This window comes from Mesorhizobium sp. M0045, from assembly GCF_040323385.1.
In the GTDB taxonomy this organism is placed as follows: Bacteria; Pseudomonadota; Alphaproteobacteria; order Rhizobiales; family Rhizobiaceae; genus Mesorhizobium.
In genome coordinates this window covers 287,220-313,179 of record NZ_JAMYUY010000005.1, presented here as the reverse complement: position 1 = coordinate 313,179, position 25,960 = coordinate 287,220, and the positions used below count along the sequence as shown (strand labels likewise).

At 63.0% G+C, this 25,960-nt stretch carries 29 protein-coding genes; 16 read left to right on the top strand and 13 right to left on the bottom strand.

Annotation, left to right across the window (positions count from 1 at the left end; genetic code table 11):
• Positions 1-116 precede the first annotated feature (116 nt).
• The gene (locus tag NKJ72_RS11020) at positions 117-284 is read left to right on the top strand and encodes a hypothetical protein (protein ID WP_352477039.1); all 168 of its coding nucleotides are present in this window, start codon (positions 117-119) and stop codon (positions 282-284) included.
• Positions 285-353: 69 nt separating this feature from the next.
• Here NKJ72_RS11020 and NKJ72_RS11015 read toward each other — a convergent pair whose 3' ends face one another.
• Positions 354-1,115: a GGDEF domain-containing protein gene (locus tag NKJ72_RS11015; RefSeq protein ID WP_352477038.1), complete on the bottom strand. Its 762-nt coding sequence runs from the start codon at positions 1,113-1,115 to the stop codon at positions 354-356.
• A gap of 161 nt (positions 1,116-1,276) precedes the next feature.
• Here NKJ72_RS11015 and NKJ72_RS11010 point away from each other — a divergent pair, with 161 nt between their 5' ends.
• Positions 1,277-1,984 carry a pyrimidine 5'-nucleotidase gene (locus NKJ72_RS11010; protein ID WP_352477037.1) on the top strand — a complete coding sequence of 236 codons (708 nt, stop codon included), beginning with the start codon at positions 1,277-1,279 and terminating at the stop codon, positions 1,982-1,984.
• A gap of 33 nt (positions 1,985-2,017) precedes the next feature.
• On the opposite strand, the gene NKJ72_RS11005 is transcribed toward NKJ72_RS11010, so the two are convergent.
• A complete protein-coding gene (locus tag NKJ72_RS11005; RefSeq protein ID WP_352477036.1) occupies positions 2,018-2,857 on the bottom strand; it encodes an LOG family protein in 840 nt (279 codons plus the stop codon).
• 145 nt (positions 2,858-3,002) lie between these two features.
• Here NKJ72_RS11005 and dapD point away from each other — a divergent pair, with 145 nt between their 5' ends.
• From dapD to NKJ72_RS10985, 4 genes are all read left to right on the top strand, one after another.
• Positions 3,003-3,857: a 2,3,4,5-tetrahydropyridine-2,6-dicarboxylate N-succinyltransferase gene (gene dapD / locus NKJ72_RS11000; protein WP_352477035.1), complete on the top strand. Its 855-nt coding sequence runs from the start codon at positions 3,003-3,005 to the stop codon at positions 3,855-3,857.
• A gap of 30 nt (positions 3,858-3,887) precedes the next feature.
• A complete protein-coding gene (locus NKJ72_RS10995; protein WP_352477034.1) occupies positions 3,888-4,265 on the top strand; it encodes a DUF805 domain-containing protein in 378 nt (125 codons plus the stop codon).
• 21 nt (positions 4,266-4,286) lie between these two features.
• Positions 4,287-5,075 (top strand): hypothetical protein, encoded by a 789-nt coding sequence (locus tag NKJ72_RS10990; RefSeq protein WP_352477033.1) that lies wholly within the window; start codon positions 4,287-4,289, stop codon positions 5,073-5,075.
• Between the two features lie 233 nt (positions 5,076-5,308).
• The gene (locus NKJ72_RS10985; protein ID WP_352477032.1) at positions 5,309-6,409 is read left to right on the top strand and encodes a GGDEF domain-containing protein; all 1,101 of its coding nucleotides are present in this window, start codon (positions 5,309-5,311) and stop codon (positions 6,407-6,409) included.
• Here the strand turns inward: NKJ72_RS10985 and NKJ72_RS10980 are convergent.
• Positions 6,379-6,630 (bottom strand): hypothetical protein, encoded by a 252-nt coding sequence (locus tag NKJ72_RS10980; protein ID WP_352477031.1) that lies wholly within the window; start codon positions 6,628-6,630, stop codon positions 6,379-6,381. The two genes, NKJ72_RS10985 and NKJ72_RS10980, sit on opposite strands and share 31 nt — an antisense overlap.
• A gap of 129 nt (positions 6,631-6,759) precedes the next feature.
• Between NKJ72_RS10980 and dapE the strand changes: the two genes are divergently transcribed.
• Both dapE and NKJ72_RS10970 read left to right on the top strand, forming a co-directional pair.
• Complete coding sequence (dapE, locus tag NKJ72_RS10975) at positions 6,760-7,959, top strand: succinyl-diaminopimelate desuccinylase (RefSeq protein ID WP_352477030.1); 1,200 nt, start codon at positions 6,760-6,762, stop codon at positions 7,957-7,959.
• 2 nt (positions 7,960-7,961) lie between these two features.
• Entirely contained in the window at positions 7,962-8,570 is a 609-nt protein-coding gene (locus NKJ72_RS10970) for a transporter (protein WP_254815875.1), read from the top strand.
• Here NKJ72_RS10970 and truA read toward each other — a convergent pair.
• The 4 genes from truA to def are packed head-to-tail and all read right to left on the bottom strand — an operon-like array spanning position 8,552 to position 11,308.
• Positions 8,552-9,307 (bottom strand): tRNA pseudouridine(38-40) synthase TruA, encoded by a 756-nt coding sequence (gene truA / locus NKJ72_RS10965; RefSeq protein WP_352477029.1) that lies wholly within the window; start codon positions 9,305-9,307, stop codon positions 8,552-8,554. The two genes, NKJ72_RS10970 and truA, sit on opposite strands and share 19 nt — an antisense overlap.
• Before the next feature lie 18 nt (positions 9,308-9,325).
• Complete coding sequence (locus tag NKJ72_RS10960) at positions 9,326-9,835, bottom strand: GNAT family N-acetyltransferase (RefSeq protein ID WP_254815873.1); 510 nt, start codon at positions 9,833-9,835, stop codon at positions 9,326-9,328.
• Complete coding sequence (gene fmt / locus NKJ72_RS10955) at positions 9,832-10,761, bottom strand: methionyl-tRNA formyltransferase (RefSeq protein WP_352477102.1); 930 nt, start codon at positions 10,759-10,761, stop codon at positions 9,832-9,834. The genes NKJ72_RS10960 and fmt overlap by 4 nt, the downstream gene beginning before the upstream one ends.
• Before the next feature lie 16 nt (positions 10,762-10,777).
• Positions 10,778-11,308 carry a peptide deformylase gene (gene def, locus NKJ72_RS10950; RefSeq protein ID WP_352477028.1) on the bottom strand — a complete coding sequence of 177 codons (531 nt, stop codon included), beginning with the start codon at positions 11,306-11,308 and terminating at the stop codon, positions 10,778-10,780.
• 103 nt (positions 11,309-11,411) lie between these two features.
• On the opposite strand from def, the gene NKJ72_RS10945 reads away from it, so the two are divergent.
• A complete protein-coding gene (locus tag NKJ72_RS10945) occupies positions 11,412-12,674 on the top strand; it encodes a DNA recombination protein RmuC (protein WP_352477027.1) in 1,263 nt (420 codons plus the stop codon).
• 45 nt (positions 12,675-12,719) lie between these two features.
• Here the strand turns inward: NKJ72_RS10945 and NKJ72_RS10940 are convergent, their stop codons facing one another.
• The 3 genes from NKJ72_RS10940 to NKJ72_RS10930 form a co-directional block, all read right to left on the bottom strand.
• Positions 12,720-13,124, bottom strand: a complete 405-nt coding sequence (locus NKJ72_RS10940; protein WP_352477026.1) for a GFA family protein — start codon at positions 13,122-13,124, stop codon at positions 12,720-12,722.
• Between the two features lie 79 nt (positions 13,125-13,203).
• Positions 13,204-14,169, bottom strand: coding sequence for a cation diffusion facilitator family transporter (locus tag NKJ72_RS10935; protein WP_352477025.1), 966 nt, complete (start codon positions 14,167-14,169; stop codon positions 13,204-13,206).
• 122 nt (positions 14,170-14,291) lie between these two features.
• A complete protein-coding gene (locus NKJ72_RS10930) occupies positions 14,292-15,101 on the bottom strand; it encodes a transglutaminase-like domain-containing protein (protein WP_254815869.1) in 810 nt (269 codons plus the stop codon).
• Positions 15,102-15,317: 216 nt separating this feature from the next.
• Here NKJ72_RS10930 and NKJ72_RS10925 point away from each other — a divergent pair, with 216 nt between their 5' ends.
• A complete protein-coding gene (locus NKJ72_RS10925; protein ID WP_013528464.1) occupies positions 15,318-15,443 on the top strand; it encodes a hypothetical protein in 126 nt (41 codons plus the stop codon).
• A 169-nt stretch (positions 15,444-15,612) separates the two neighbouring features.
• On the opposite strand, the gene NKJ72_RS10920 is transcribed toward NKJ72_RS10925, so the two are convergent.
• Positions 15,613-16,041 (bottom strand): DUF6481 family protein, encoded by a 429-nt coding sequence (locus NKJ72_RS10920; protein ID WP_023718183.1) that lies wholly within the window; start codon positions 16,039-16,041, stop codon positions 15,613-15,615.
• A gap of 229 nt (positions 16,042-16,270) precedes the next feature.
• On the opposite strand from NKJ72_RS10920, the gene NKJ72_RS10915 reads away from it, so the two are divergent.
• From NKJ72_RS10915 to NKJ72_RS10905, 3 genes are all read left to right on the top strand, one after another.
• Complete coding sequence (locus NKJ72_RS10915) at positions 16,271-17,332, top strand: LLM class flavin-dependent oxidoreductase (protein WP_352477023.1); 1,062 nt, start codon at positions 16,271-16,273, stop codon at positions 17,330-17,332.
• Between the two features lie 133 nt (positions 17,333-17,465).
• Positions 17,466-18,626, top strand: coding sequence for an AI-2E family transporter (locus NKJ72_RS10910; protein ID WP_352477022.1), 1,161 nt, complete (start codon positions 17,466-17,468; stop codon positions 18,624-18,626).
• A gap of 155 nt (positions 18,627-18,781) precedes the next feature.
• Positions 18,782-19,783, top strand: coding sequence for an LLM class flavin-dependent oxidoreductase (locus NKJ72_RS10905; RefSeq protein ID WP_254815866.1), 1,002 nt, complete (start codon positions 18,782-18,784; stop codon positions 19,781-19,783).
• Positions 19,784-19,938: 155 nt separating this feature from the next.
• Here the strand turns inward: NKJ72_RS10905 and NKJ72_RS10900 are convergent, their stop codons facing one another.
• Positions 19,939-20,562, bottom strand: coding sequence for a L,D-transpeptidase (locus NKJ72_RS10900; RefSeq protein WP_352477021.1), 624 nt, complete (start codon positions 20,560-20,562; stop codon positions 19,939-19,941).
• Between the two features lie 248 nt (positions 20,563-20,810).
• On the bottom strand, positions 20,811-21,830 hold the full coding sequence (locus tag NKJ72_RS10895) for a LacI family DNA-binding transcriptional regulator (RefSeq protein WP_254815864.1): 1,020 nt from the start codon (positions 21,828-21,830) through the stop codon (positions 20,811-20,813).
• A gap of 217 nt (positions 21,831-22,047) precedes the next feature.
• Here NKJ72_RS10895 and NKJ72_RS10890 point away from each other — a divergent pair, with 217 nt between their 5' ends.
• The 3 genes from NKJ72_RS10890 to NKJ72_RS10880 are packed head-to-tail and all read left to right on the top strand — an operon-like array spanning position 22,048 to position 25,903.
• A complete protein-coding gene (locus tag NKJ72_RS10890) occupies positions 22,048-23,631 on the top strand; it encodes a sugar ABC transporter ATP-binding protein (RefSeq protein WP_352477020.1) in 1,584 nt (527 codons plus the stop codon).
• Positions 23,628-24,941: an ABC transporter permease gene (locus NKJ72_RS10885; RefSeq protein ID WP_352477019.1), complete on the top strand. Its 1,314-nt coding sequence runs from the start codon at positions 23,628-23,630 to the stop codon at positions 24,939-24,941. The genes NKJ72_RS10890 and NKJ72_RS10885 overlap by 4 nt, the downstream gene beginning before the upstream one ends.
• Entirely contained in the window at positions 24,938-25,903 is a 966-nt protein-coding gene (locus NKJ72_RS10880) for a substrate-binding domain-containing protein (RefSeq protein WP_254815861.1), read from the top strand. Before NKJ72_RS10885 ends, NKJ72_RS10880 begins: the two co-directional genes overlap by 4 nt.
• Positions 25,904-25,960 lie beyond the last annotated feature (57 nt).

Genomic DNA, 25,960 nt, shown 5'->3' with positions numbered 1-25,960 from the left:
GCTTGACGAATTATTTCGATCATCTAACTATCAATCCGCCTAACATTATGGCTATTATAGTAATGTGCTGCATCGGGCACAAGGCAAGGCCTATCGCAGCCTGCAGGGAGTGAAAAATGAATCAGACCCCGACGCGCGGCTCACTCACACCGGCTGAGGAGTTCAAATACGCCAAGCTGGCGATGGAGTGGTATGGCTGGGGCTCTCCCATTGGCCTTGGCATCGCTCTGGTCGCACTGGCGGCCGCCGCCCTGCTGTTCCGCATCGCCATACTCGGATTTTGACAGTCTGGCCACGGCGCGGTTGAATGCAGACAGGGTGGAACTCTCCCAGCGGAAGGCTCAGCGCCGAACTCAGGCGGCTTCGGAAATATCGCGGTCGATGATCGACAGATTGCGGCCGCGATGCTTGGCCTCGTAAAGCCGCTGGTCGGCGGCGCGCATCAGCTCCGACACTGCGGCGTCCCTGCCGCAGGTGATGCCGCCAATACTGACTGTCAGCGGAACCGTTCGTTCGTCGACGGGCCGGAAACGGATACGCTCGACCTCACGGCGGATGCGATCGGCGACGCGCCTGGCCTCGTGTTCGGTGGCACCAATCAGAAGGGCGCAGAATTCCTCGCCGCCGATGCGCCCAAGCACGTCGCCGCTGCGCACGCCACGCTCTATCGCCTTTGCGATCAGGAGCAGCGCATCGTCGCCGATCAGATGGCCGTAGCTGTCGTTGATGGTCTTGAAATGGTCGGCATCGACGATCAGCAATGCCCCGCGATCGGACTTACGCCGAGAGCCGTCGAGGGCGGCAAAGAAACTTTCGCGGTTGAGCATGCCGGTCATGTCGTCGCGGCTCGCCTTGTCCGCCAGGCGCCGGTGCGCGGCTGCAAGCTGGGCATGATTGCGAGCAAGGTCGCGGTGCGCGTTCTTCACCCTTTCGCTTTGCCAGAATGCATAGGCGCCGGCGCCCCAGGCCAGAACGAGTGGGCACAGGGTGGATGCCAGCCAGATGGTGCGATTGATCGAAAATCCCATCGCCGGCACAACGATCAGCGTCAGCAGAAGCGAGGCGGCGACGGAGGCGAAAGCGATGGCGGCAGACTTTAGAAATATGTGATTCATCGCTGGCTCCCACTGCTCCGTCTTGGTGTCAGCGAGCGCTGAATGCCACCTTTCGGCGATGCTTAAAATGTTAATCGTTTCGCCATTTTCACCACTCTTGGCGCGCATAGGTTGTGGATAAACCTCCTGTTAGAAAGATCGTTTCGTGCCATAAGGACGGTATGACCACACTTCCCGACCCCGCCCGCTTTGCCCATGTCACCGACTGGGTGTTCGATCTCGACAACACGCTTTACCCGCACCATTCGAATCTGTTCTCGCAGATCGATGTGAAGATGACCGCCTACGTCGGAGAATTGCTGACGCTGCCGCGCGAGGAAGCACGCAAGCTGCAAAAGGAGCTCTACCGCGAATACGGCACGACACTGAACGGATTGATGACGCGCCACGGCATCGACCCCGACGATTTTCTCGAGAAAGTGCACGACATCGATTATTCTTGGCTGGTGCCCGATCCCGTCCTCGGCACCGCCATTCGCCAGCTTCCCGGCCGTAAATTCATCTTCACCAATGGCGATCGCCGGCATGCCGAACGCACCGCGCGGCAGCTGGGCATTCTCGAGCATTTCGACGATATTTTCGATATCGTCGCAGCCGGACTGAACCCCAAGCCGGCGCGGCAATCCTATGAGAGATTTGCCGAACTCCATGCCGTTACCGGGCAAAATGCGGTGATGTTCGAAGATCTCGCCCGCAACCTGTCGGTACCGAAATCGCTGGGCATGACCACGGTGCTGGTGGTGCCGCGCAATTTCGAGCCGACCTTCTCGGAAATTTGGGAACGCGACCCGGCCAACGAGGATGATGTGGACTTCGTCACCGACGATCTCGCCGGCTTTCTCACGGCGATCGTCGAAGTCCCTGCTTGAGGCAGCCTGCGCGCTTCAAGTCCTGCTTGCTTGTCAAAGTTTATAGAAGCGGCTGACGATCCCCCAGGCCTCGTCGGCGGTCTCGACAAAATCGATGATATCCTGGTCGCCGGGAGTGATCGTGCCTTGCTCGGCGAGGAAATCGAGGTCGATTGCCCTTTCCCAGAAAGCCTTGCCGAACAGAATGACCGGCACGCGTTCCATGCGGCCGGTCTGGATCAGGGTCAGCGTTTCGAAGAACTCGTCCATCGTGCCGAAGCCGCCGGGAAATACCGCAACGGCCTTGGCACGCATGACAAAATGCATCTTGCGGACCGCGAAATAGTGGAAGTTGAAGCAGAGTTCCGGCGTCACGTAGGCGTTTGGCGCCTGCTCGTGCGGCAGCACGATGTTGAGACCGATCGACGGCGCGCCAACATCGTCGGCGCCACGATTGCCGGCCTCCATGACGCCCGGCCCGCCGCCGGTCACCACGACGAATTCGCGATAGTACGAGGTGGCCGACTGCTGTGAGCAGAGGCGGGCGAATTTGCGCGCCTCCTCGTAATATTTGCTGTTTTGCTCGAGGTTCTTCTTCTGCGTCTCGTTCTTGGCCGCCCAGGCTTCGCCGCCGGGCTCGGGAATGCGGGCGCCGCCGAACAGGATGACGGTCGATTGGATGCCGCGCTCGGCCAGGATCATCTCCGGTTTCAGCAGTTCGAGCTGCAGCCTGACCGCGCGCAACTCGCGCCGCGTCATGAAATCGGGGTCGTTCCAGGCCAGCCGATATGTCTCCGCGCGCGTTTGCGGCGTGTCCGGCACGCTTCTCGACCGCTCCAGATCCTCGTCCGAATGCGGCAGCGGCGTCCATCCCGCCTTTTCCATGGGAGTCATATTTGCTTTACCCGTCCAATCATTCACTTGCGCCGTCCCGTGACGCTGCCGCGATTGACCCTCCCCAAGCCTTCACATAGGGTCCGCGCGACTTTCAAACAGGTTAAGGCGCCGGCCCTTAACAGCTTGGTAATGGAGCGAATTCATGTCGAAGCACGATCTCGCGAGCCTCGAGGAGATCATCGAGAACGCCTTCGAGGAACGCGACACGATTTCGACCGCAACCCGCGGCGAGACGCGCGAGGCCATCCAATCGGCGCTCGACCTGCTCGACCGGGGCGTCGCCCGCGTCGCCGAGCGGCAGGCCGACGGCAAATGGCACGTCAACCAGTGGCTGAAAAAAGCGGTGCTGCTGTCCTTCCGGCTCAACCCGATGGAGATCATCAAGGGTGGTCCCGGTCAGGCGGTTTGGTGGGACAAGGTGCCCTCGAAGTTCGACGGCTGGAGCGCCGTCGATTTCGAGAAGGCCGGCTTCCGCGCCGTGCCGTCGTCGATCGTGCGCCGCTCCGCCTATGTCGCGCCGGGCGCCGTGCTGATGCCGTCCTTCGTCAATGTCGGCGCCTATGTCGACAGCGGCACCATGGTCGACACCTGGGCTTCGGTCGGCTCCTGCGCCCAGATCGGCAAGAATGTGCATCTGTCGGGCGGTGTCGGCATCGGCGGTGTGCTGGAGCCGATGCAGGCGGGTCCCACCATCATCGAGGACAACTGTTTCATCGGCGCCCGTTCCGAAGTGGTCGAAGGCTGCATTGTGCGCGAAGGCTCGGTGCTCGGCATGGGCGTCTTCATCGGCCAGTCGACCAAGATCGTCGACCGCGCCACCGGCGAGATCTTCTACGGCGAGGTGCCGCCTAATTCCGTCGTCGTCGCCGGCTCGCTGCCCGGCAAGCCTTTTCCAAACAACGAGCCCGGCCCCAGCCTCTACTGCGCCGTCATCGTCAAGCGGGTCGACGCCAGAACCCGTTCCAAGACATCGATCAACGAATTGCTGCGCGCTTGATCTTTCTCAACGAATACGGACGGAATTCGCTTGCCTGATAGATCAGACCTCATCTGGCTTTTCTTCAAAGCTTCGGGCCGCGTCAGCCGCGCGGCCTATTTTCTTGGAGGATTGCTGGTGGCCATCGTACAGGCCTTCCCGCTCTACCGTTTCACGCTGGTGCCGGAAGGCACCACCGAGAGCAACATGTGGTCGTTTATTTTCTTCATCGCCTTCATTGCCTCGCTTTGGTCGAACGTGGTGCTGGCGGTCAAGCGGTTGCACGACCTCGACAAGCCGGGCGTTGCGGCGCTGGTGCTTTTCGTGCCGGTTGTCTCGATCATCGCTTTCCTCGTGCTTTGCCTGTTTCCAGGGCAACCCGGCCCCAACCGCTACGGCAAGCGCACCAATGCCCCGGCTGAACCCTGAGCGCCGATCGGACATTTCGTCATGCGCTACCGCTCGCTTGATCCGAAACTGATCCTCGAAACCGCCGAACGGCTGGAAGGGCGCGTCGCCGAGCGCTTTCCCGATGCAGGCTTGCGTGGCGTCGCCGCCGAGCTGGTGTCGCTGTCGCGCGATCTGGCAAAGGCAGCCAAGGCGCTGGAGGCGCCGATCTGGTGGCTGCGCGGCCTCATCATCGCCGCCTTCGTCGCCGGAGCGCTGATGTTCCTGTTCGTCGGCACAATCCTGCCGCTCGGCCGCATCTCGGGAAACCACGATGCCTTCCAGTCGGTGCAAGGAATCGAAGCCTCCCTCAACGTGATCATCCTCGCGGTGCTGGGCTTCCTGGCCCTGATTCGCTCCGAGGAGCGGATCAAGCGCAAGCGGGTGTTTCGCCAGCTCCACGGGTTGCGGTCGCTGATCCATGTCATCGACATGCACCAGCTGACCAAGGATCCGGCCGCACTTTCACCCAGTTTCAAGCCGACTGCCCATTCGCCAGCCCGCATCACCAACGCCGCCGACCTTGCCCGCTATCTCGACTACTGCTCCGAAATGCTGTCGATCACCGGCAAGATCGCCGCGCTGTTCGCGCAATCGGTGAATGACGCCGTGGTCATCGACGGCGTCAACGACATCGAGAACCTGGCTTCGAACCTCTCGCGAAAGATCTGGCAGAAGATCACGCTGATCGAAACCCCTCATGGGCAGCCGGCACGTGCGGCGAAGACCGATCCCGAGCCGGGTCCGCCGCGTCGGCCTGCAATCCGCAGACGACCGGGGCCGGCAAGCTAAAACCGGCGACCCGGCGGCAGATCCGCTAGAGCGGCAGAGCGGGGAGTTCCGAAAGCCCGGTTTTGCGCCGGATGCTCTAAGCGAATGTTAATCACCCTGGCCCAGCATGCCGGCGAAGACTGTGTCGACCGGCACGGAGCGCTCGACTGGCAAGCGACCTATCCCTGATCACCGAGGAGCCGCGCAAAACGTGGAGCGCCGCCGCTCGCCTGTTTGCCTGGTTCTCTTCGCCAATGAAATTGGAACCGGAAGCTGTCCGCGCCCGGCTTCTCGACACCACCTTCGACCGCAAATTCGCAGTCCTGTTCGGCACCATCAGCGTTCTGTTGGTTGCGGTCAGCGCCGCTCTCGCCACCGGGGATTGGTGGCCCTACGTCTGGATTGCCGCCGACCTGATGCTTTTCACCGTCCGCGTTCTGCTGATGCGGGAATGCGAGCAGGCCCGCACGCGCGGCTCGAAAGGGCCGCTGGCGGGCCTGATGGCAGCCAGCGGCGTCTGGTCGGTCGTCTTCGGCCTCGGCTGCTATGGCTGTGTTGCCAGCGGGAATATGGCGCTTTCCGTACTTGCCGCCTTGAATGTCGCAGGCGTCGTCGGCGTGGTGTCGTCACGCAATGCGGCGACCCCGCGCTTCGCCATATTCGTCATGTTGGCCGTAAGCCTGCCTTACGTGGTCGGTGCATTGTTTTCTGCGGCGCCCGGAATGCCGATCGTCGGAATTCAAACGCCGTTCTATGTGGCCGGCGTCATCATCGTGCTGCTTCAGAACCACGCAATCAATGCCCGCATGATCCGCGCCGAACTGGACAATCGCGACCTGGCCATCAAGGACGCGCTGACCGGCCTGCCAAACCGCATCTTCCTGCAGGAGAAATTGCGCGACATGTGCCGCGAGCTTGCGGCGCCGGCCGCCAATGGCGGCAAGCCGTTTGCAGTGCTCAGTATGGATCTCGACGGTTTCAAACAGGTCAACGACCGTTTTGGCCACGCCGTCGGCGACGTGCTGCTGCGCAAGGTGGCCGAACGATTGAAGCGCGGCTTCCGTCCGGGGGACGTTGTCTTCCGCATTGGTGGCGATGAATTTGTCATCCTTTTGCCCGCAACCTCGGAGATCGAGGCCACCTACCTGGCAAAGCGGGCCATCGAAAAGGTCTCGGTGCCTTTCGACCTCGGGGTCGGTTCCGCCATCCATGTCGGCCTGAGCGTCGGCAGCGCCTTCGCACCCGCCGACGGCGGCGATCCGGAAATCCTGCTCACCTGTTCCGACCATGCGCTCTACGAAGCCAAGCGCACCGGCAAGGGCCGTTACTGGGCACCTGTGCGGGCTACCATCTGACGGCGACGGCTTCCGGCGACAGGCAGGGCGATCCGCTTCTCTCCTGCCCGGCCGGCCATGCCTTGCATCGCGCCGCTCTTGACCGTTGCTTGCAGCGCCTTCTCGATGCGCGGCCGCGCCAGCAAAACCATTTTTCGCCCGGCAAGTATCGGGCAGCCGCCGGCGTAGCAGCCGATACTGCCGGCACCGGCGATTACGATTGTCTTGCCATGCGTGATCATGCGATGGCCCTGCCCTGGTCGAGAGGCCTTGCCGCAATCATACGACGTGAAAACCATAATGTCGGCGGCATGTCTGGCCCTTATGTCTGGCCGTGACAGTCCCTGCGCTTTCGACTATCGCTTTTGCCCATGACGCTGCCTACCGATCCGACCAGAAATCTGGCTGCTCTCATCCGCTGCGCTTCCGTGACGCCCGCCGAAGGCGGTGCGCTGAGCGCGCTGGAAGAAATGTTGAAGCCGCTCGGCTTTGCCGTCGAGCGCCCGGTGTTTTCCGAATCCGGCACACCTGACATAGAGAACCTTTACGCGCGGCGTTCCGGCAACGGCCCGCATCTGATGTTTGCCGGCCATACCGATGTCGTGCCGGTGGGCGATGAAACAGCCTGGACGCACCCGCCCTTTGCCGCCGACATCGCCCATGGCGAGATGTTCGGCCGCGGCGCCGTCGACATGAAGGGCGGCATTGCTTGTTTCGTCGCGGCGGTAGCGCGACACATCGCGCAGAAGGGCGGCCCGAAGGGGTCGGTCTCGCTGCTGATAACCGGCGATGAGGAAGGTCCGGCGATCAACGGCACGACGAAACTGCTCGAATGGGCGGCCGCCAAAGGCGAGAAATGGCATGCTGCGATCGTCGGCGAGCCGACCAATCCCGACGTGCTCGGCGATATGATCAAGATCGGCCGGCGCGGCTCGCTATCGGGCACGGTCGTCGTCAACGGCCGCCAGGGACACGCCGCCTATCCGCAGCTGGCCGACAACCCGGTGCGCGGCCTGGTGACGCTGGTCGACGCCTTGCTTCACCCCGTCTTCGACAACGGAACAAGGGATTTCCAGCCGACCAATCTTGAGGTGACCTCCATCGATGTCGGCAATCCTGCCACCAACGTCATCCCGGCGAAGGCGGCGGCTACCTTCAATATTCGCTTCAACGACACATGGACCGCCGAGACGATCCAGGCCGAGATCCACAACCGCCTCGACCGGGCGGCGAAACGCAAGAAATACCGCGCCGGCAAGGCGACGCCCGTCGACTACGAGATCGCTTGGCGCGACGGACCGAGCCACGTTTTTCTGACACGCGACGACAGGTTGGTCGAGACGCTTGGCGGCTCGATCAAGGCGGTGACCGGCAGGAAGCCTGCGCTCTCCACCTCCGGCGGCACCTCCGATGCCCGCTTCATCAAGGATTATTGTCCGGTGGTCGAATTCGGCCTTGTCGGCAAGACCATGCACATGGTCGACGAACGCGTGGCGATTGCCGACCTCGAGACGCTGACGCAGATTTATCTGCGCTTCGTTGAAGACTGGTTTGCGCAGGACATATCCTAGTGATGCTTTCAGCGGATGAAACCTACGCTTCGCTTGCCGGTGCCTGGCGGCTGATGCTCGGCAAGGCCGACGGATTTCGCCTGCTCGACCTTTCGGCGGACGGATTCTGGAACTCCTTTTTTGCCATCGTCGTCGCGGCGCCGGCACTGATCGTCGGCTGGGTCGGTATTGCCAACGAGATCGGCGACCCCAACGCATTCGTCGGCCGTTTCAGCATGTTGATCCGCCTGGCCACCGTCGATATCGGCGCCTGGGTGCTGCCGCTCATAGGCCTCGCGCTGGTGGCGCCGCGGGTCGGCGTCGGCGGCCGTTTCGTCCATTATGTCGTGGCCAGCAACTGGGCCTCGGCGATCATCGCCTGGATGATGCTGCCATCGGCGTTGATCCGGCTTTTCCTGACGTCGGCCAACGAAGTCTCCGGACTCGTGTCGCTGCTGTTGTTCGCGCTGTCGATGGTCTTGACCTGGCGGATGACCAACGTTGCGATCGGCAGGGGTGCGGCCGTCGGCAGCGCCGTTTTTGCCGGCATGTTCGTGGCCTCGCTGATCGTCCTGTTCGGACTGCAGGCGCTGCTCGGGATCAGCGTTCCGGATCAGCCAGGCGTCGGATAGTCGACGCCGACGAGAAACAGCCCGTCGGGCGGCGCCACCTGACCGCAGGCCGCACGGTCGCGCGCCTCAAGCGCCGCCTTGAGGTCGGCAACAGTCCAGCCGCCTTCGCCGACGCGTTTGAGCGAGCCGACCATAGAGCGCACCTGGTTGTGCAGGAATGAGCGCGCCGAAGCGCGGACCTCAATGAAATCGCCCGCCCGGCTGACATCCAGCCGGTCGAGTGTGCGGACCGGGCTGGAGGCTTGGCACTGGGTCGAGCGGAAGGTGGTGAAATCATGCCGGCCAAGCAGCACCTTTGCCGCTTCGTGCATGGCCCCGGCATCGAGCTGCTTCGGTACCCACCAGATCTTGCCCTTGTCGAGCGCCGCCGGCGCGCGGCGATTGACGATGCGGTAGAGGTAATGGCGGCCGATCGCCGAGAAACGCGCATCGAAACCATCCGGCACGGAGGCGGCCTTCAGGATGGCGATGCGCACCTTGGCCGCCTGCAGATGCGCGTTGACGGCGTCGCGCACCTTGTCGCCGGGCCATGCCTTGATCAGATCGACATGCGCCACCTGAGCGGTCGCATGGACGCCGGCATCGGTGCGGCCGGCGGCGCGCAGCGAAACCTGCTCGCCACAGAACTTCTCGATCGCCTGCTCGATCGCCTGCTGCACCGAAGGCTGGTTGGCCTGGCGCTGCCAGCCGGCGAAGAGACTGCCGTCATATTCGATGTCGAGGCGAAAACGCGGCATTCCCGGATCGAAGCGAAATCAGGCGGCGAGGGCTGAGCCGAAGGCCGAGGCGTAGACCAGCCTGCCGGTCTCCGGCGCCTCGCCCCAGGCAAGCGCCTGCAAAGCCTCGCTTTGGTACTCGCTCTCGAACTTCGCTGCACGGGCGCGGCTGTAACCGAAACGTCCATAGTAAGCGGGATCGCCGAGCACCACGGCGAGCGTCTCGCCAGCAGCCTTCAGGCGGATATGCGCCTCGCGGACCAGCGCACCGCCGATGCCGGTGCCGTGGAACGACGGCTCGACCGCCAAAGGAGCCAAAGCCACCGCCGGGAAGCTCTTGCCGCCATTCTGCACGAAAAGCCGTGAAAACAGGATATGCCCGACCACTTGCCCGTCTTCGTCCGCCACCAGTTCGACGACGGCATCACCGCCGGTGACCAGCGCGTCGACCAGTCCGGCCTCCGTCTGCTGGCCGAATGCGTGTTCTTCGACAAGGCGGATCGCCTCGCGGTCCCGCGGCGTCGCCGCGCGTATGGACATCATGCTCATGACAATTTCATTCCTTTTTCGAGCTTGGCCCCGCGCAGAAACTCCTGCGCGGCTATGGGCCTTGCGCCCGCACGTTGAACTTCGACCAGCCTGATCGCGCCTGACCCGCAGGCGACCGTCAGCCGGTCATCGAGAATTCCTCCCGGTTCGCCGGCGCCTTGCGAGAGCGTCGAGCGAAGCAGTTTCAGCCGTTCTACACGGCCGCCGATTTCGGCCTCGCACCATGCACCGGGAAAGGGCGACAGGCCGCGAATCTGGTTGTGCACGTCGCCAGCAGGTCGCAGCCAGGCTATGCGAGTCTCCGATTTATCGATTTTCTTGGCGTAGGTCACCCCCACCTCCGCCTGTGTGGTAAATGTCAGCGTATTTCGCTCCAGCCGCTCCAGCGCTTGCACCATCAGCGCAGCACCGAGGGCCATCAGCCGGTCGTGCAGATCGCCGGCCGTCATGTCGGGTCCAATGGGACATTTTTCAACCATTGCCACCGGCCCGGTGTCGAGGCCTTCCTCCATCCGCATCACCATCATGCCCGTTTCGGTGTCGCCGGCCATGATGGCGCGCTGGATAGGGGCAGCGCCGCGCCAGCGCGGCAACAACGATGCGTGGCCATTGAGGCAACCGAGCCGCGGCGCCTCGAGAATGGGTTTGGGCAGAAGCAATCCGTAGGCGACGACCACGGCGACGTCGGCGTGCAAGGCGCGGAACGCCTCCTGCTCCGCCTCGCCCTTCAGCGACACCGGCGTCCGCACCTCGACGCCCAACTGATCCGCCTCGCGCTGCACCGGCGACGGCGTCAACTCGAGCCCGCGCCGGCCGCCGGCGCGCGGCGGCTGCGTGTAGACGGCGGTCAACCCGTGCCCGGCCCCGGCAATCGCCCGCAGCGTCGGCACGGAGAATTCGGGCGTACCCATGAAGATGACACGCAGGGGCATTCGTCGACCCCTATCCCACCATCTTGCCCGGCGCCTTGTCCCTGGCGAGCTTTTTGAACTTCTTGACCACCATGTCCCGCTTCAGTTTTGAGATGTGGTCGATGAACAGCACGCCGTTGAGATGGTCGATCTCGTGCTGCAGGCAGGTCGCCATCAGCCCCTCGGCCTCGATCTCCTGCAGCTTGCCGTCGCGATCGAGATACTTCACCCGCACCGCGGCGGGGCGCTCGACTTCGGCATAGTAATCGGGGATCGACAGGCAGCCTTCCTCATAGACCGAACGCTGGTCGGAGCTTTCAAGGATTTCGGGATTGATGAAGACGTGCGGTGCCGGCGTCTCGTCCTCCTTGGCGAGGTCGATCACCAGCATGCGCAAGGGTTCGCCGACCTGGATCGCTGCGAGGCCGATGCCGGGCGCGTCATACATAGTGTCCAGCATGTCGCCGGCCAGTTTGCGCAAATCGCCATCGACACGCTCGACCGGTTTTGAAACCTGGCGCAGGACGGGATCGGGGAGGATGATAAGAGGCTTGATCGACATGGCGTCTCACCTAAGACCTCGCAGGAAAAGCGTCAACCGGGACGGGGTCGGGTCGTTCACGTTTTGATCTGTGCCGGCAGACCGAATCATCTATGCTGTTGGCATGAACGATCTGGCCACCATCCTGTCCGAACCTGTCGCCCGCCTCGGCGCCACCACGCTCACGCTCGGCCAAGCCCTGGGTTTCGGCGCAATGCTGTTCCTTGGACTGTTCGTGGCGCTCGTCGTTGCGCTCTGGCGATCGGCCAAGGCGCGTGCAGTGGCGGCCGCCGAAGCCGCCGACCACGCCCGTGACGCCGAGGTGCGGATGGCCGGCATCTTGGCAAGCCAGGCGGAAATGCAGGGCCGCATGGGCGCCATCGCCGAAGTGTTCGGGGCGCGCCAGGCGGAACTGACCCAGTCGATCGGCCAGCGCCTCGATGCCATGACCGGCCGCCTGGGCCAGACCATGACCGAGCAGACGAGATCGACGCATGAGAGCCTCGCCAAGCTGCAGGAACGGCTGGCGGTTATCGATATCGCGCAAGGCAATATCCAGTCGCTGGCCGGCCAGGTCGTGCAATTGCAGGCGATCCTTTCCAACAAGCAGACGCGCGGCGCCTTCGGCCAGTCGCGCATGGAGGCCATCGTCGCCGACGGATTGCCGCACGGCGCCTATGAATTCCAGGCGACCTTGTCGAATGGGAGCCGGCCCGACTGCCTGGTGAAGATGCCGAACGGCGCGCCGTCACTTGCCATCGACGCAAAGTTTCCGCTCGAGGCGTGGAACGCCATCCGTGCCGCCGAAGGGGCCGACCTGCAGAAGTCCGCCGCACAGGCTTTCCGCCGCGACATCGAGGTGCATGTCCGCGATATTTCCGAAAAATACCTGATCCAGGGCGAGACGCAGGACACCGCCTTCATGTTCGTGCCCTCGGAATCGGTGTTCGCCGAAATCCATGAGAATTTCGAGGCCGTTGTCCAAAAGGCGCATCGATCGCGGATCGTCATCGTCTCGCCATCGCTTTTGATGCTGTCGATCCAGGTCATCCAGGCAATCCTCAAGGATGCCCGCATGCGCGAGCAGGCGCACCTGATCCAGGGCGAAGTCATCCGGCTGATGGAAGATGTTTCCCGGCTCGACGAGCGGGTGCGCAAATTGCAGACGCATTTCGGTCAATCGGCCAAGGATATCGAGGACATCCTTGTCTCGACATCGAAGGTGACCCGGCGCGGACAAAAGATCGAGGCGCTGGAGTTTGGCGTGCAGCCGGCGGAGGATACCGCTGGTTCGAATGGCAGCGGAGCAAAAGCGGAAAGCAGCGCGCGTGTCGCCGATTCGAAAACCGGGCAATTGAGGCTAAGGGTCGTCGAAGGCGACGATTGAGAGCTACGCCGGAACCGGAGGCGAGCGCTTCGCCCCGGTCTGGCGCTACTGCTCCTCGATGATGGTGGTGCCTTCGAATTCCGGCAGCCAATGCAGCGCCGAGCGATGCCAGATCTGCTTTCTCGGCACCAGTTGCTCGCGCTGCCGTGCCGTGCCGACCCTGATGCCGTAAACCTTCGGTCCCTCGCCCGCCGACGTGGCGTAGAGATGCGAGCCACACTCACCGCAAAACGCCTGGGCGCGCTTGGCGCCGCTCGAACCGGTCTTGATGTAGATTTTCGGCTTGCCCTTGGTGATCCTGTAATTGTCCTCGGACGTCGGCACGGTGACGCGAAAGGCCGTTCCGGTTAGCTTCTGACAATCGATGCAGTGACAAATGGTGGTCTTTTCCGGATCAACCTCGGCCTCGTAAGTGATGGCGCCGCAATGACACCCGCCGTCGATTTTCATCTTCGTTCCTCCCGAGCTTTTGCCTGCGATCATAGCCGGGACTGCCCGACGGCGCATCGATTTCCTCAAGCCATTTTCCTTAGGCCGGTTCTTGTCCGGATGCCCCCGCCAAGGCCTTGCTCCGGCGTTCCCAGGTGCCGGTGGTCTGAGGCTTGACGAACAGCCGCGTCACCTCCGGCATCTCCGCTTTCAGCCGCGTCTCAAGGCGTTCGACGCAGGTCTCTATCTCGGGCGCCGACAAGTGGTCCTCGAACTCGATGCTCAGAGCGGCGACGATCTCCTGCGGACCCATATGCAGCGTCAGCGCGCCATTCGCCCGCTGCACCGCCGGGTCCTGCTGGACGATGTCCAATACTTTCATTTGCACCTCGGGCGAAGCCGGCTCGCCGAGCAGCAGGCTTTTGCTTTCGCGCGCCAGGAAGATCGCGGTTGCGCCCAGGATCAGCGCGATGCCGATCGACGCGGCGCCGTCGAGCTTCGGCATGTCCAGCAGTTCCGCCGCCGATATGCCGGCGAAGGCGACAACGAGGCCGAGAAGTGCCGCGCTGTCCTCGAAGAGTACGGTGTAGACGCTCGGATCCTTGCTGAGCTGCACCGCCTCGAGCCAGCCGTGGCTGCCTTTTTGGTGGCGGAACTCCTTCAGCGCCACCAGCCAAGAGGTGCCTTCGAAGAGAAAGGAAAGGCCAAGGACAGCGTAGTTCACCTTGGCGTTGGCAATCGGCTCCGGCGTCATGATGTGCGTCACGCCTTCGTAGAACGATATGCCGGCGCCCAGTGCAAAAACGAGGAGCGCAACGATGAAGCTCCAGAAGTACAGCTCGCGGCCATGGCCGAGCGGATGCGTACGGTCGGCCGGGCGCGCGGCGCGGTGCATGCCGTAAAGCAGCAGGCTGCCATTGCCGGTATCGACGAGCGAGTGGACGCCTTCCGAGAGCATTGCCGAGCTGCCCGTGAACAAGGCAGCGGCGAATTTGGTCAGTGCGATCGCAAGATTTCCGGCGAGCGCCGCATAGATCACTTTTTTCGACCCGCCATGCGCCGCCACGGTGTGCTGCCTTGGTTGATGCACCGAGATTGGCGGAGCGCCCGCCCACGCTCCACAGCTCTCACAACGCCTGAAGCGCCGAGTTGTTCACGAGGTCAGTTATCCAAAAGGGCGGCGCGGGGCTATTCGACGACCTCGTCCGTCCAGACCTTGAAGCCAGCCAGCGCGCCCGGCCCGAAAATGTGGGTCAGCGGCACATCAGCGGCATCGCGCCCGGAAGCAATCAGGATGCGGCCGATGCGCGGCGCGTTGTTGCGCGGGTCGAACGCGTGCCAGCGGCCGCCGAGATAGACCTCCATCCAGGCGGCGAAATCCATGTCCGACCACGGCTTTGGCAGGCCGATGTCACTGATATAGCCGGTGCAGTAGCGGGTTGGAATATTCAGGGCGCGGCAGAAGGCAACAGCGAGGTGAGCAAAGTCGCGGCACACACCACTCTGCTCGCGATAGGCCTCGGCGGCGGTGCGCGTCGGCCGTGCATTGAAATAGTTGAAGACGATGTGGTTATGGACGAAGTCGCAGACCGCCTGGACGCGCGGAATGCCGAGCGGGGTGCTGCCGAACAGCCGCCACGCTTCATTCGACAGCACGTCGCTCTCGCAATAACGGCTGGGCAGCAGGAACAGCAGCGTCTCCGACGGCAGATCGCGCACCTCGTGCTGCCACGCCGTCAGCTCGCGCGTCTCGAAGGAGCCGGGGTCGCGGATGACCGCGTCGGTGCCGAAGGCAAAGCGCCCGGCCGGCGCAACGAGACGGTTGCACCAATTGCCGAAACTGTCGCGGTAGCTCTCGATCGGCACCGGCGGGTTCGACGTCAGGAAGTCCGGCCGCTCAAGATCGGATGCGCGCGAATAATGGACATTTAGCATCGCGATCAGCGGTGTTTCCTGCGGGAAGTCGAAGCTCATCTGGCAACCGATGTGGATCCGCATTGTCGTCCCTGACCGGCCTGCCTGATCATCAGCCGGCGAAACGCGAGGGCTGATGCTGCAGTGCGAAGAAGACCTTGGCACGGACCGCTGCGGTTTACGAGGGAATTAGAAACCGGTTGACAGCCATCGGCCAGGGCGACTGCACGGCAGCGGCCTCTTGCAGTCGAGCGCGTTCTCTTGTTTCACTTCGCCAGACATCAACTGGAGGAACGAATCATGGCTAAGGGTGCGATGAAGGCAGGCAAGGAAGCCCGCAAGCCGAAGAAGGACGCGAAGAAACCCGCTCCGGCGCCGGCCCTGAAGGCACCGCCGGTGAAGGCGATGAAGCTGAAGGACAAGTAGGGCCGTTTCGGCTTATTTCGACCGGCCGCAAACGCGGCCGGCATGATTGTTCATTAAGCTCGCGCGCATCCCCTATCGATGCGGCGAAGACAGATTTCACGCATTCAAGAAATCGGCCGAAAGCCATCGAAACGGAGCGTTCCGATGGCTTGAATCAGTGCCGGAGGCGTTATCGCGCGGAGAAGCCGGGCGGCGTCCTGCCGGTGCGCTGCTTGCGCGCGGCATAGCGTGCGTCACGCTTGGCCTTGCGTTCGGCCTCGTCGGCAAGAAAACGGGCGATGCGCTCGTTCTCTTCAGCTTCCCGGATCTTCGCTTCGGCCTGTGCGGCCTCTTCGGCGGCGATGCGTGCCGCTTCGGCGGCTGCCTCGCGCTCGGCCTTTTCGGCCGCTTCGCGCGCCAGCTTTTCCTGCTTCAGCCTGGCCTTTTCGGCCTCGCGTATCGCGCGGGCCTCGAGGATCGCCTTGCGCTCGGCCTGTCGTGCCAGCACCGCTGGATCATCTGCCGCCGGCTTTGCCTTGAAGCGCTCCAGAAGCGCCTTCTTTGCCTCGTTCGCGGCATTGCGCCGCTCGAAAACGTCTTTTTCCCTATAGATAGCCAAGTCCACTTCCCTGAAGTCAATTTGCGAGGCTTACATACGCGTGAAAACCGAGAGTTCAAGCGCCAAAACGGTATGCCAGCCATGAAATTCTGATCTGTTGCAGCCGGGAGACGCCATTTCGATTGAATTCGGCTGAAAGGCACCCGCACTGTTCACCATCTAGGCATCTGGCGGGGCGGCGGACTGATCGCTACCTGCAGCGCCAGGACAAACGCTGGGATGACACACTATGGAACTCGGTCTCTACACTTTCGCCGACGTAAGCCCGGAACCGGGTCCCTGTGCGATCGGTGCGCACGAGCGGCTGCGCAATTTGATCGAGGAGATCGAGCTCGCCGACCAGGTCGGGGTGGACGTCTTTGGTCTCGGCGAGCACCACCGTCCCGACTACGCTGCCTCCGCTCCGGCGGTGGCACTGGCGGCGGGGGCCGAACGAACCAGGCGCATAAGGCTGACCAGCGCTGTGACCGTGCTGTCGTCCGACGATCCGGTGCGCGTCTTCCAGCAGTTTGCCACCCTCGACCTTCTGTCCGGCGGCCGGGCGGAGATCATGGCCGGGCGCGGCTCGTTCATCGAGTCGTTTCCGCTGTTCGGCTACAATCTCGAACATTATGACGAGCTCTTTGCCGAGAAGCTCGACCTGCTGCTCGCCATCCGCGATCATGTCAGGGTGACCTGGTCGGGCAGTCTGCGCGCTCCGATCAATGATCGCGGCGTCTATCCCCGGCCCTTGCAGGACAAATTGCCGATCTGGATCGCCGTCGGTGGAACACCGCAATCCGTCGCTCGCGCCGGCGTGCTCGGGCTGCCGCTGGCGCTGGCGATCATCGGCGGGGAGCCGGCGCGGTTCGCACCGCTGTTCGACATCTACAGGGATGCAGCCAGACGCGCCGGCAACGATCCGGCAAGCCTTGCCACCAGTCTCAACGTGCACGGCTTCATCGCCGACAGCACGGACCAGGCAGCCGACGATTTTTACGGGCCGCAGGCCGAGGTGATGAACCGTATCGGCCGCGAGCGCGGCTGGGGGCCGACATCGCGGGCGCATTTCGACCAACCGCGCGGCCCAAACGGCGCGCTGTTCGTCGGCAATCCAGAACAGGTGGCCGAGAAGATCATTGCCCAGCACAGGATATTCGGCAACGACCGCTTCCTGCTGCAAATGGCGATCGGCACCATGCCGCACGCCAAGGTGATGAAGGCCATCGAACTCTACGGCACCAAGGTGGCGCCGATCGTGCGCCGGGAAACTGCGAGGGCCGTTCCCGCCGTGGCGGCACCGGTTGCCTGATTCCCAGTCACCTGATTCCTTGGCAAGGCCGCGAGGCGGCCTTGCCGGTGACGCCGGCTAACGGAACCTTGAAGCGACAGAGGCGTTTTCGCCAACGGTCTGCACCAATCGCGGTGTGCCGCCGAGGGTCAGAATGAAAGCCGAACCCGCCGCTTCGGGCGCAAGCGCTGCCGAAAGCCCGGATCCGCGCGTCGAGGCACGGGCGGATGCGCATCTGATGCGTTCGCTGCTCGTCGGCATCTTCATCCTTATGGCGATCTACGCGCTTTACTTCGCCCGCGCCTTCTTCATGCCGGTCATTCTGGCTTTCCTGCTGGCGCTGACGCTGACGCCGATCGTTCGCTTCCTGCGCAAGCATGGCATGCCCGATGTCATTTCGGCGACACTGCTGGTGCTGCTTTCGTTCTGCCTCGTCGCCGTCGCGGGATATCTGCTCAGCGGCCCGGTCATCGACCTCATCAACAACACCTCCACGATCGGCCAGCAGCTTACCGAACGTCTGGCACAATTGCGCCGTCCGTTCGAACGGATCGTGGAGATTTCGCGCCAGATCGAGGGCCTGACACAGACTTCCCAGGAGCCGGGCGTTCAGAGGGTGGCGATGGCGCCATCCGGTATTCTCTCGCAGGCGGCCGGCAATGTGCTGTCGGCTGGCGTCAGCGTTACCATCGTCTTCGTCCTGTCGCTGTTCCTGCTCGCCTCGGGCACGATGTTCTATGAAAAGATCGTCCAGTCCTTCCCCAGTCTCAGCGAAAAGAAGCGGGCGCTGCGCGTCGTCTACGACGTCGAACGTGAAATCTCGCATTATCTGCTTACCGTCACGGTCATCAATACATGTCTCGGCATTGTCATCGGGCTCGGCCTTTGGGCGCTCGGCGTGCCCAACGCGCAGGTCTGGGGCGCGGCAGCGGCTCTGCTCAATTTCCTGCCTTATATCGGGGCGCTGACCACCATCACGCTGGTCACGATCATCGCGCTGATCAGCTTCGACACGATTTCCTATGCGCTGCTGGCGCCGGCCTTCGTCCTTATGTGCGATGTCGTCGAAGGCCAGTTCGTGACGCCGACGGTGGTCGGCCGCCGTCTCGAGATCAACGCTGTGGCGATCCTAATCGCCATCGCCTTCTGGTCGTGGCTGTGGGGTTTCGTCGGCGCCTTGCTGGCGGTGCCGCTGCTGGTCGTCATCAAGGTGTTCTGCGATCATTTCGACGGCCTCAGTCATGTCGGCAATTTCCTCGCGGCGCAGCATACGGCGGTGATCGAGGACGAAGAAATTCACGAGGCGAAAAAGTAGCGGCTTAAGGTCAAAAACGTCCCCCGATTGGGGCGGATCACGACCTTGCATCGGTGGCACGTCCGTTGTGCCTGCAGTGCTCAATCAACATTTTGAATTTGCCGCCTCGGCAACGGCTTCCTACATCCGTTCGGCCCACAGGAAACCCCGCGCCGATGACCGCTCTTTCCGTTCTCGACCTGTCGCCGATCGTCGAAGGCAGCAACGCTTCGCAGTCACTCGCCAATTCGCTCGATCTCGCCCGCCATGCCGAGCGGCTGGGATATAAGCGCTACTGGCTGGCTGAGCATCACAACATGCCGGGCATCGCCAGCGCCGCCACCTCGGTGGTCATTGCCCATGTGGCCGGCGGCACCAAGACGATACGCGTCGGCGCCGGCGGCATCATGCTGCCCAATCATTCGCCGCTGGTCATCGCCGAGCAATTCGGCACGCTCAACGCTCTGCATCCCGGTCGCATCGATCTCGGCCTCGGGCGGGCGCCCGGCACCGACATGGCCACGGCACGGGCGCTGCGCCGCAACCTCGATGCTGGCGCCGACAATTTCCCGCAGGACGTCGTCGAGCTGATGGGTTACTTCCAGCCGGCCGAAGACGGCCAACGCATCCGCGCGGTGCCCGGCGAGGGCGAAAAGGTGCCGATCTGGATTCTCGGTTCCAGCCTCTACGGCGCGCAGCTTGCCGCCATGCTCGGCCTGCCCTACGCCTTCGCTTCGCATTTTGCGCCGGCCGAGCTCGACCATGCGCTGGAGATCTACCGCTCGCGTTTCCAGCCTTCGGAGCAGCTCGACAGGCCCTACGTGATGCTCGGCCTCAATGTCTTCGCCGCTCCTTCCGATGCCGAGGCGCGGCTGCTGTTCACCTCGCTGCAGCAGGCCTTCGTCAATCTGCGCACCGGCCGGCCCGGCCGATTGCCGCCGCCAGTCGAAGGATATGAGCGCGACCTCGATCCAATGGCCAAGACCATGCTCGGCCAAGCGCTTTCCTGCGCCGTCGTCGGCTCTCCCGAAACGGTCAGGCAAGGCATCGAGGCCTTCGTGCGCCGCACCGGCGCGGACGAGCTGATGGTCACAGCGCAGATTTTCGACCATGCGGCGCGGGTGCGCTCGTTCGAGATCCTGGCCGACGCTCACAAATCGCTGTCGGAAGCTGCCTGAGAGTTGGTTCGCCACTTGCCACAGTTGCGGGCGAGGCCGGCCTTGGGCAGGGAACCTCGCGAACAGGTGTGCGAAGACACAGCGAACATTTCGCGCGCTTTACGCGGAGGTTTTCGATCCTCATGCTCGTCCGTTTGCGGGAAACGCGGCGTCCACTAAATGACGATCACCTTGGTGCCGATTGTGGCGCGGTCATAGAGATCGATGATGTCCTGGTTCATGAGGCGAATGCAGCCCGCCGACACAGCTTTGCCGATGGACCACCATTCAGGGCTACCGTGCAGGCGATATCCAGTGTCACCTTTCTCGTTGAAAAGATAGAGCGCCCGCGCCCCGAGCGGGTTCATGAGTCCGCCCTCCATATGGGCCGGTATGATGCGGCCTCGCTTCTGCTCGCGCACGATCATCGCAGACGGCGCGCTCCAATCCGGCCATTCGCGCTTCCTCGCAACGTGAGCGGTGCCATGCCACTCGAAGCCCGCCTTGCCAACGCCGATTCCGTAGCGCAGCGCCTGACCGTCTCCCAACACGTAGTAGAGGAACTTCGCTCCTGTATCGACAATGATGGTGCCCGGCGCCTCTTCAGTCGCATAAGGTACTGTCTGCCGATGGAACTTTGGGTCAACCTTGTAGATCGGAACCGGCGGAACGCGAAAACCGGCGTCGGTGAGGCCGCCATAGGCCGAGGGGAAAGTCTTTAATGCGCCGCCGGTAGTGCAGCCGAAGAATACGGTCATCCCAGCAAGAACCAGCCCGATTAGGATCGATTTCACGCGCATGACTCAAGCCGGCGCCCGTGTGAACGATCAGCCGCATCTCGTCATATTCCTAATCCGACACGCTTCGATTGCCAAGATTTTCCTGACTGTCGGCTGGCTGATCGTTGGGCACTTGGCTCGATCGGCGCCGCGTCCTTCAATTGCTCGGTTTTCGAACGACGAACGCCCGTAGTGGCTGCGAATGCCCGGGTCGGCAGGACAGAGGGAGCGCTGGTCCGTCCGGCATTGCAAAGTTTCTGAACAGAGCCCTACGCGCTGACGCTCTGCGCAGTCGCACCTAGCGGACGGCATGAATTGCGGATCATCAGGCGTCCCTTGAGCGTCAGCTTGCGCGGCGGCGCATCCCTGTTTCCGGCGAGCCGGTCGAGCAGCAGATTGGCCGCCTGTTCGCCAATCGCCTGCACCGGCTGTGCGACCGTGGTCAATTGCGGCCGGAACACATCCGACCACGGAAAGTCGTCGAAGCAGGCGACCGAAATATCCTCCGGACAGGACAGGCCGATATCGCGAATGGCCTTCATCGTGCCGATCACCATCGGGTTGTTGGCCGAAAAGATGGCGCTCGGCCGGTCGTGCAGCGAAAGCAGCTGCATGGTGGCGTTGTAGCCGTCGACTTCATGGAAGTTGCCGAAGCGGACGAGCTCGGGCTCGGCCGGCAGGCCGGCGGCCTGGAGGGCCTCGCGGTATCCCGCCATGCGGTCGTGCATCGGCGAGATATCGAAAGAGCCGGAGATGTAGCCGATGCGCCGATGGCCGAGATCGATCAGGTAGGTGATGGCGTCGAACACCGCGCGCTGATTGTCGAGAACGACGGCATCGGTATCGACACCCTGGCAAACACGGTCGAGCAGCACGACCGGCACGTTGGCGTCGTCGACAATCCGTTTGAGGATCGCGCCGTCGCCGACACGCGCGACGATCAGTCCGTCGACCATGCGGTCGAGCAGCAGTCTGATCTGGTCGTCCTGCGTGTTGAGGTGCTCGTCGGTGCAGCACAGCATGACGGCGTAGCCGGCCCTGTCGAAAGCCTGCTGGATGACCGAAACCACGTCGGTGAAGAACGGGTTGGTGATGTGGGGGACGGTGAGCCCGATGGTGCGTGTGGTGCCCATCTTCAGGCTGCGGGCGATGGCGTTGCGCTTATAGCCGATGTCGCGGATCGCCTGTTCGATGCGCTGGCTGAGCTCGGGGCTGACGGTCGCGGTGCCGTTGATCAGCGCCGATACGGTGGCCACGGAAACACGCGCGGCCTCGGCCACGTGAAGCATGGTCGGAGCAGTGAACTTGCGCTGCTTTTTTCGTCCTGACACTGTCATTTTCGAAACGTTTCACCACTCCACGGCAGCAATACGTACGGAATCTTACGATTTTGTGCAAGAATTGAAATGGATCAATCTCGGACTCCAGATATTGCCTTGACATGATCGAAACGTTTAGATTAGCGTTTGAGGTGTTCGGTGACGGCGGAGGGAGGCCGTCCTTGTCATGCAGCACGGCAATTCCATCCCTGCGCAAGGCGTTATGGCGGACGGCTCGGCTATCGTGCTGAGCGCCGAGCACATCTCCAAGTCCTTCGGTGGCATCGCCGCGCTTGTCGATGTCGATTTCGAACTGCGGCGCGGCGAGGTCCATGCGCTGATGGGCGAGAACGGCGCCGGCAAGTCGACGCTGATGAAGATCCTGTCCGGCGTCTATACGGACTATAACGGAACGGTCAGTATCGATGGCGATGCGGTGCGCTTTGCCGGCGTCCGCGAAGCCGAGCGCGCCGGCATCGCCATCATCCACCAGGAGCTGAATCTCGTCCCCGAACTCAGCGTCGCCGACAATATCTTTCTCGGCCGCGAGAAGCTGATCGCCGGGCTGATCGTCGACCGCAAGGCGAGCAGCCGCGCTGCCGGCGCGCTGCTGCAAAGGCTCGGCATCGAGCTCGATCCGGATGCGCGCGTCGGTGCCTTGCGCGTCGGCGAACAGCAACTGGTCGAGATCGCCAAGGCGCTGTCGATGTCGGCACGCATTCTGATCATGGACGAGCCGACCTCGGCGCTTTCGCCAGCCGAATGCCAGCGGCTGTTCCGCATCATCCGCCAGCTCGCCGACAGCGGCGTGGCGATCGTCTACATTTCGCACCGCATCGACGAAGTCATGCATCTGGCCAGCCGGGTCACCGTGTTCCGCGATGGACGCCACGTCCTGACGCGGGCGATGGACCAGCTCGACGAAGACGCCATAATTTCGGCGATGGTCGGGCGAAACCTGCTTGCTTCCTCCCAGGAGCACCGCATCCCCGGCGTCAACACCGTCCTTTCCGTAAGCGAGCTGTCGCTGTCGAAGCCCAATCGCCATGGCTGGCGCACCGTGCTCGACGGCGTCAGTTTCGATCTTGCCGCAGGTGAAATCCTGGGTATCGGCGGGCTGCTGGGCTCGGGCCGGACCGAAATCCTGGAAACCATCTTCGGGTCCAGCGGCGGACGTGCCGGCGGTGAGATCAGGCTCGATGGCGAGGTGGTAGAAATCCGTTCGCCGCGCGATGCGCGCCGGCTCGGCATCGCCCTGGTCACGGAAGACCGCAAGACGCAAGGCCTGCATCTCGAGGCCTCGATCACCGACAATGTCGCGCTGCCGCTGGTCGGTGCGCTGGCGCGGTTCGGCCTGCGCTCGCTGGCTGGTGAGCAAGGGCTGGCACGGGACGCCGTCAAGGCGCTCGGCATTCGCTGCGAGACCGTCGAGCAGCCGGCCGGCACGCTGTCCGGTGGCAACCAGCAGAAGGTCGTCATTGGCAAATGGCTGGCGACGAGGCCGCGGGTGCTGCTGCTCGACGAGCCGACGCGCGGCATCGATGTCGGCGCCAAGCGGGAAATCTACGATCTCATCGTCAAGCTGGCGCGAGACGGGCTGGCGATCGCGGTCATCAGCTCGGAATTGCCGGAGCTGCTGCATCTTTCCGACCGTATCCTGGTCATGGCCGACGGCCGCCAGACGGGAATCCTGTCCCGCGCGCAAGCCAGCGAGGAGGCCATCATGCGGCTTGCGGCGCCGCGACGGACGATGACGAGGCCTGCCGCATGAGCATTTTGCATATCCTGTCCCGGACGAAGCTCTATTGGGGCCTGATCGCCATCTTCCTGATCGGCGTGCTCGGCTCGCCGATCAGCTCCAAGGGCAACAACATTTTCCTGTCCTACGGCAACCTGCTCGACGTGCTGCGCCAGGTGTCGACCACGGGCCTGATTGCCACCGGCATGACGGCCGTGATCATTACCGGCGGTATCGACCTTTCCGTCGGCTCGCTGATGGCGATCTGTACGGTGGTCTGTGCCATGCTGCTGACGGTCCCCGGCGTGACGCCGGCGGTGGTGCTTGGGGTGCCGACAGTTGCCGTGGCAGCCCTTTGCCTCGGCATTCTCGTCACTCGTTTCATCCTGCTGAACGTCGAAAAATCCCGTGCCGGCGCGCAGGCGACGCACGACATCAGGCTGGACAGCGTTCGCGGGCTGGTGACGCCCGGCATTGTCGGGGTGATCCTGTGCAGTCTGGTGCTGTGGTTCCTGCTGCCGCAGGTAGGCTCAAAATTCGGCGTGCTCGGCGTGCTGCTGGTGGCGCCTTGCGTCGGCCTGCTGTTCGGCGCGCTCAACGGCTTCATCATCGTCGCGGGGCGGCTGCAGCCCTTCATCGTGACGCTGGCGATGATGGTTACTGCGCTCGGCATCGCCCGGCTGACAGCCGGCCAGAACAATGCGGTGCTGCCGGTCTATACCGGCTCGAACGCCACGGCCGATTTCGAAATGCTGCGCTCGCTGGTATTCGGCGTGATCCCGATGCCGGGCCTGTTCTTCCTCGGCGCCATCCTGATCTACGGCGCCGTGCTGCGCTTCACCCCGTTCGGCCGCTATGTCTATGCAATCGGCGGCAATGAGGAGGCGGCGCGGCTGTCGGGCATCGCCGCAGGCCGCGTGAAGATCGCCACCTATGCCGTGTCAGGGCTGCTGGCCGGCATCGCGGCGGTGCTCTATGTCGCGCAGTACCGGCAAGGCAAGCCGGACGCCGGCGCCGGCCTGGAGCTCGACGCGATTGCCGCCGTGGTCATCGGCGGCACCAGCCTGATGGGCGGACGCGGCAGCCTCACCGGGACGTTCTGCGGCGTGCTGATCTTCGGGCTGCTCTCCAACATCCTGCAGCTGCACAACATCAATTCGAACCTTCAGCTGGTGCTGAAGGGGATGATCATCATCGGTACCGTGCTCGTACAGGAGCGCAATGCCGGTGATCTTCTCTTCTATCTGCGGCTGCCCGGTGGGCAAGCGCACAAGGAAACGGCCGCGGCAAAGCGGCCGTCGCAAGAGACCGCGTCTCTGAATATTGGAGGAAACAAGAAATGAAACGACGTGAATTGTTGAAGCTCGCCGGGCTGACAGCGGCACTCCTGACCACGACCGCCATGCTTGCCGGCGGCGCCCATGCGCAGGACAAGAAGTGGAAGATCGGCTTCTCGCAGGTGACGACCATCGAACCCTGGCGGGCTCAGTTCAACAAGGACATCCTGGCCGAAGCGGCCAAGCATCCGGAAGTCGAACTGATCATCACCGACGGCGAGGACAAGACCGAGAAGCAGGTGGCCGACGTCGAGAACCTGATCCGTCAGGAGGTCGATGCGCTCTTGGTATCGCCGAAAGAATCCGCCGGTCTGACCGGTGTCGTGCAGCAGGCGATCGATGCGAAGATCCCGGTCTTCGTGCTCGACCGCAACGTCGAAACCAATGACTACACGCAGTTCGTCGGTGGCGACAACAAGCTGATCGGCCGGGCTGCCGGTGAATATGCCGTCGAGCTGCTTGGGGGCAAGGGCAAGGCCGCCGGCAACGTCGTCGAGATCTGGGGCGGCATGGGCACCCAGCCGGCACACGATCGCCATGACGGCTTCCATGAATTCACCGACAAGGAGCCGGGCATAAAATATCTGCTCGACCAGCAGTCGGGCGACTGGAAGCAGGACCAGGCCTACAACATCATGGCGACCGCGTTGCGCAACAACGAGAAGATCGATCTTGTCTACGGCCATAATGATCCGATGGCCTATGGTGCCTATCTTGCCGCCAAGGACGTCGGACGTGAGAAGGACATCAAGTTCATCGGCATCGACGGCCTGCCCAATGAAGGCGTGCAGCTGGTCGCCAATGGCGAACTGACGGCGACGTTCACTTATGTGACGCCGGGCGCCGAAGGGCTGCGGCAGGCGATCAAGTTCCTGAACGGGGAGAAGGTGGAAAAGACCATCACCCTGCCGACGCAGAAGATCACCAAGGAAAATGCCGCCCAGATACTGAAGGACAACGGCCTCTGAGACGAGGCCTTCCTGCCGGGCGTTCAGCGCCCGGCAGGAACAACAATCAAACGCCGG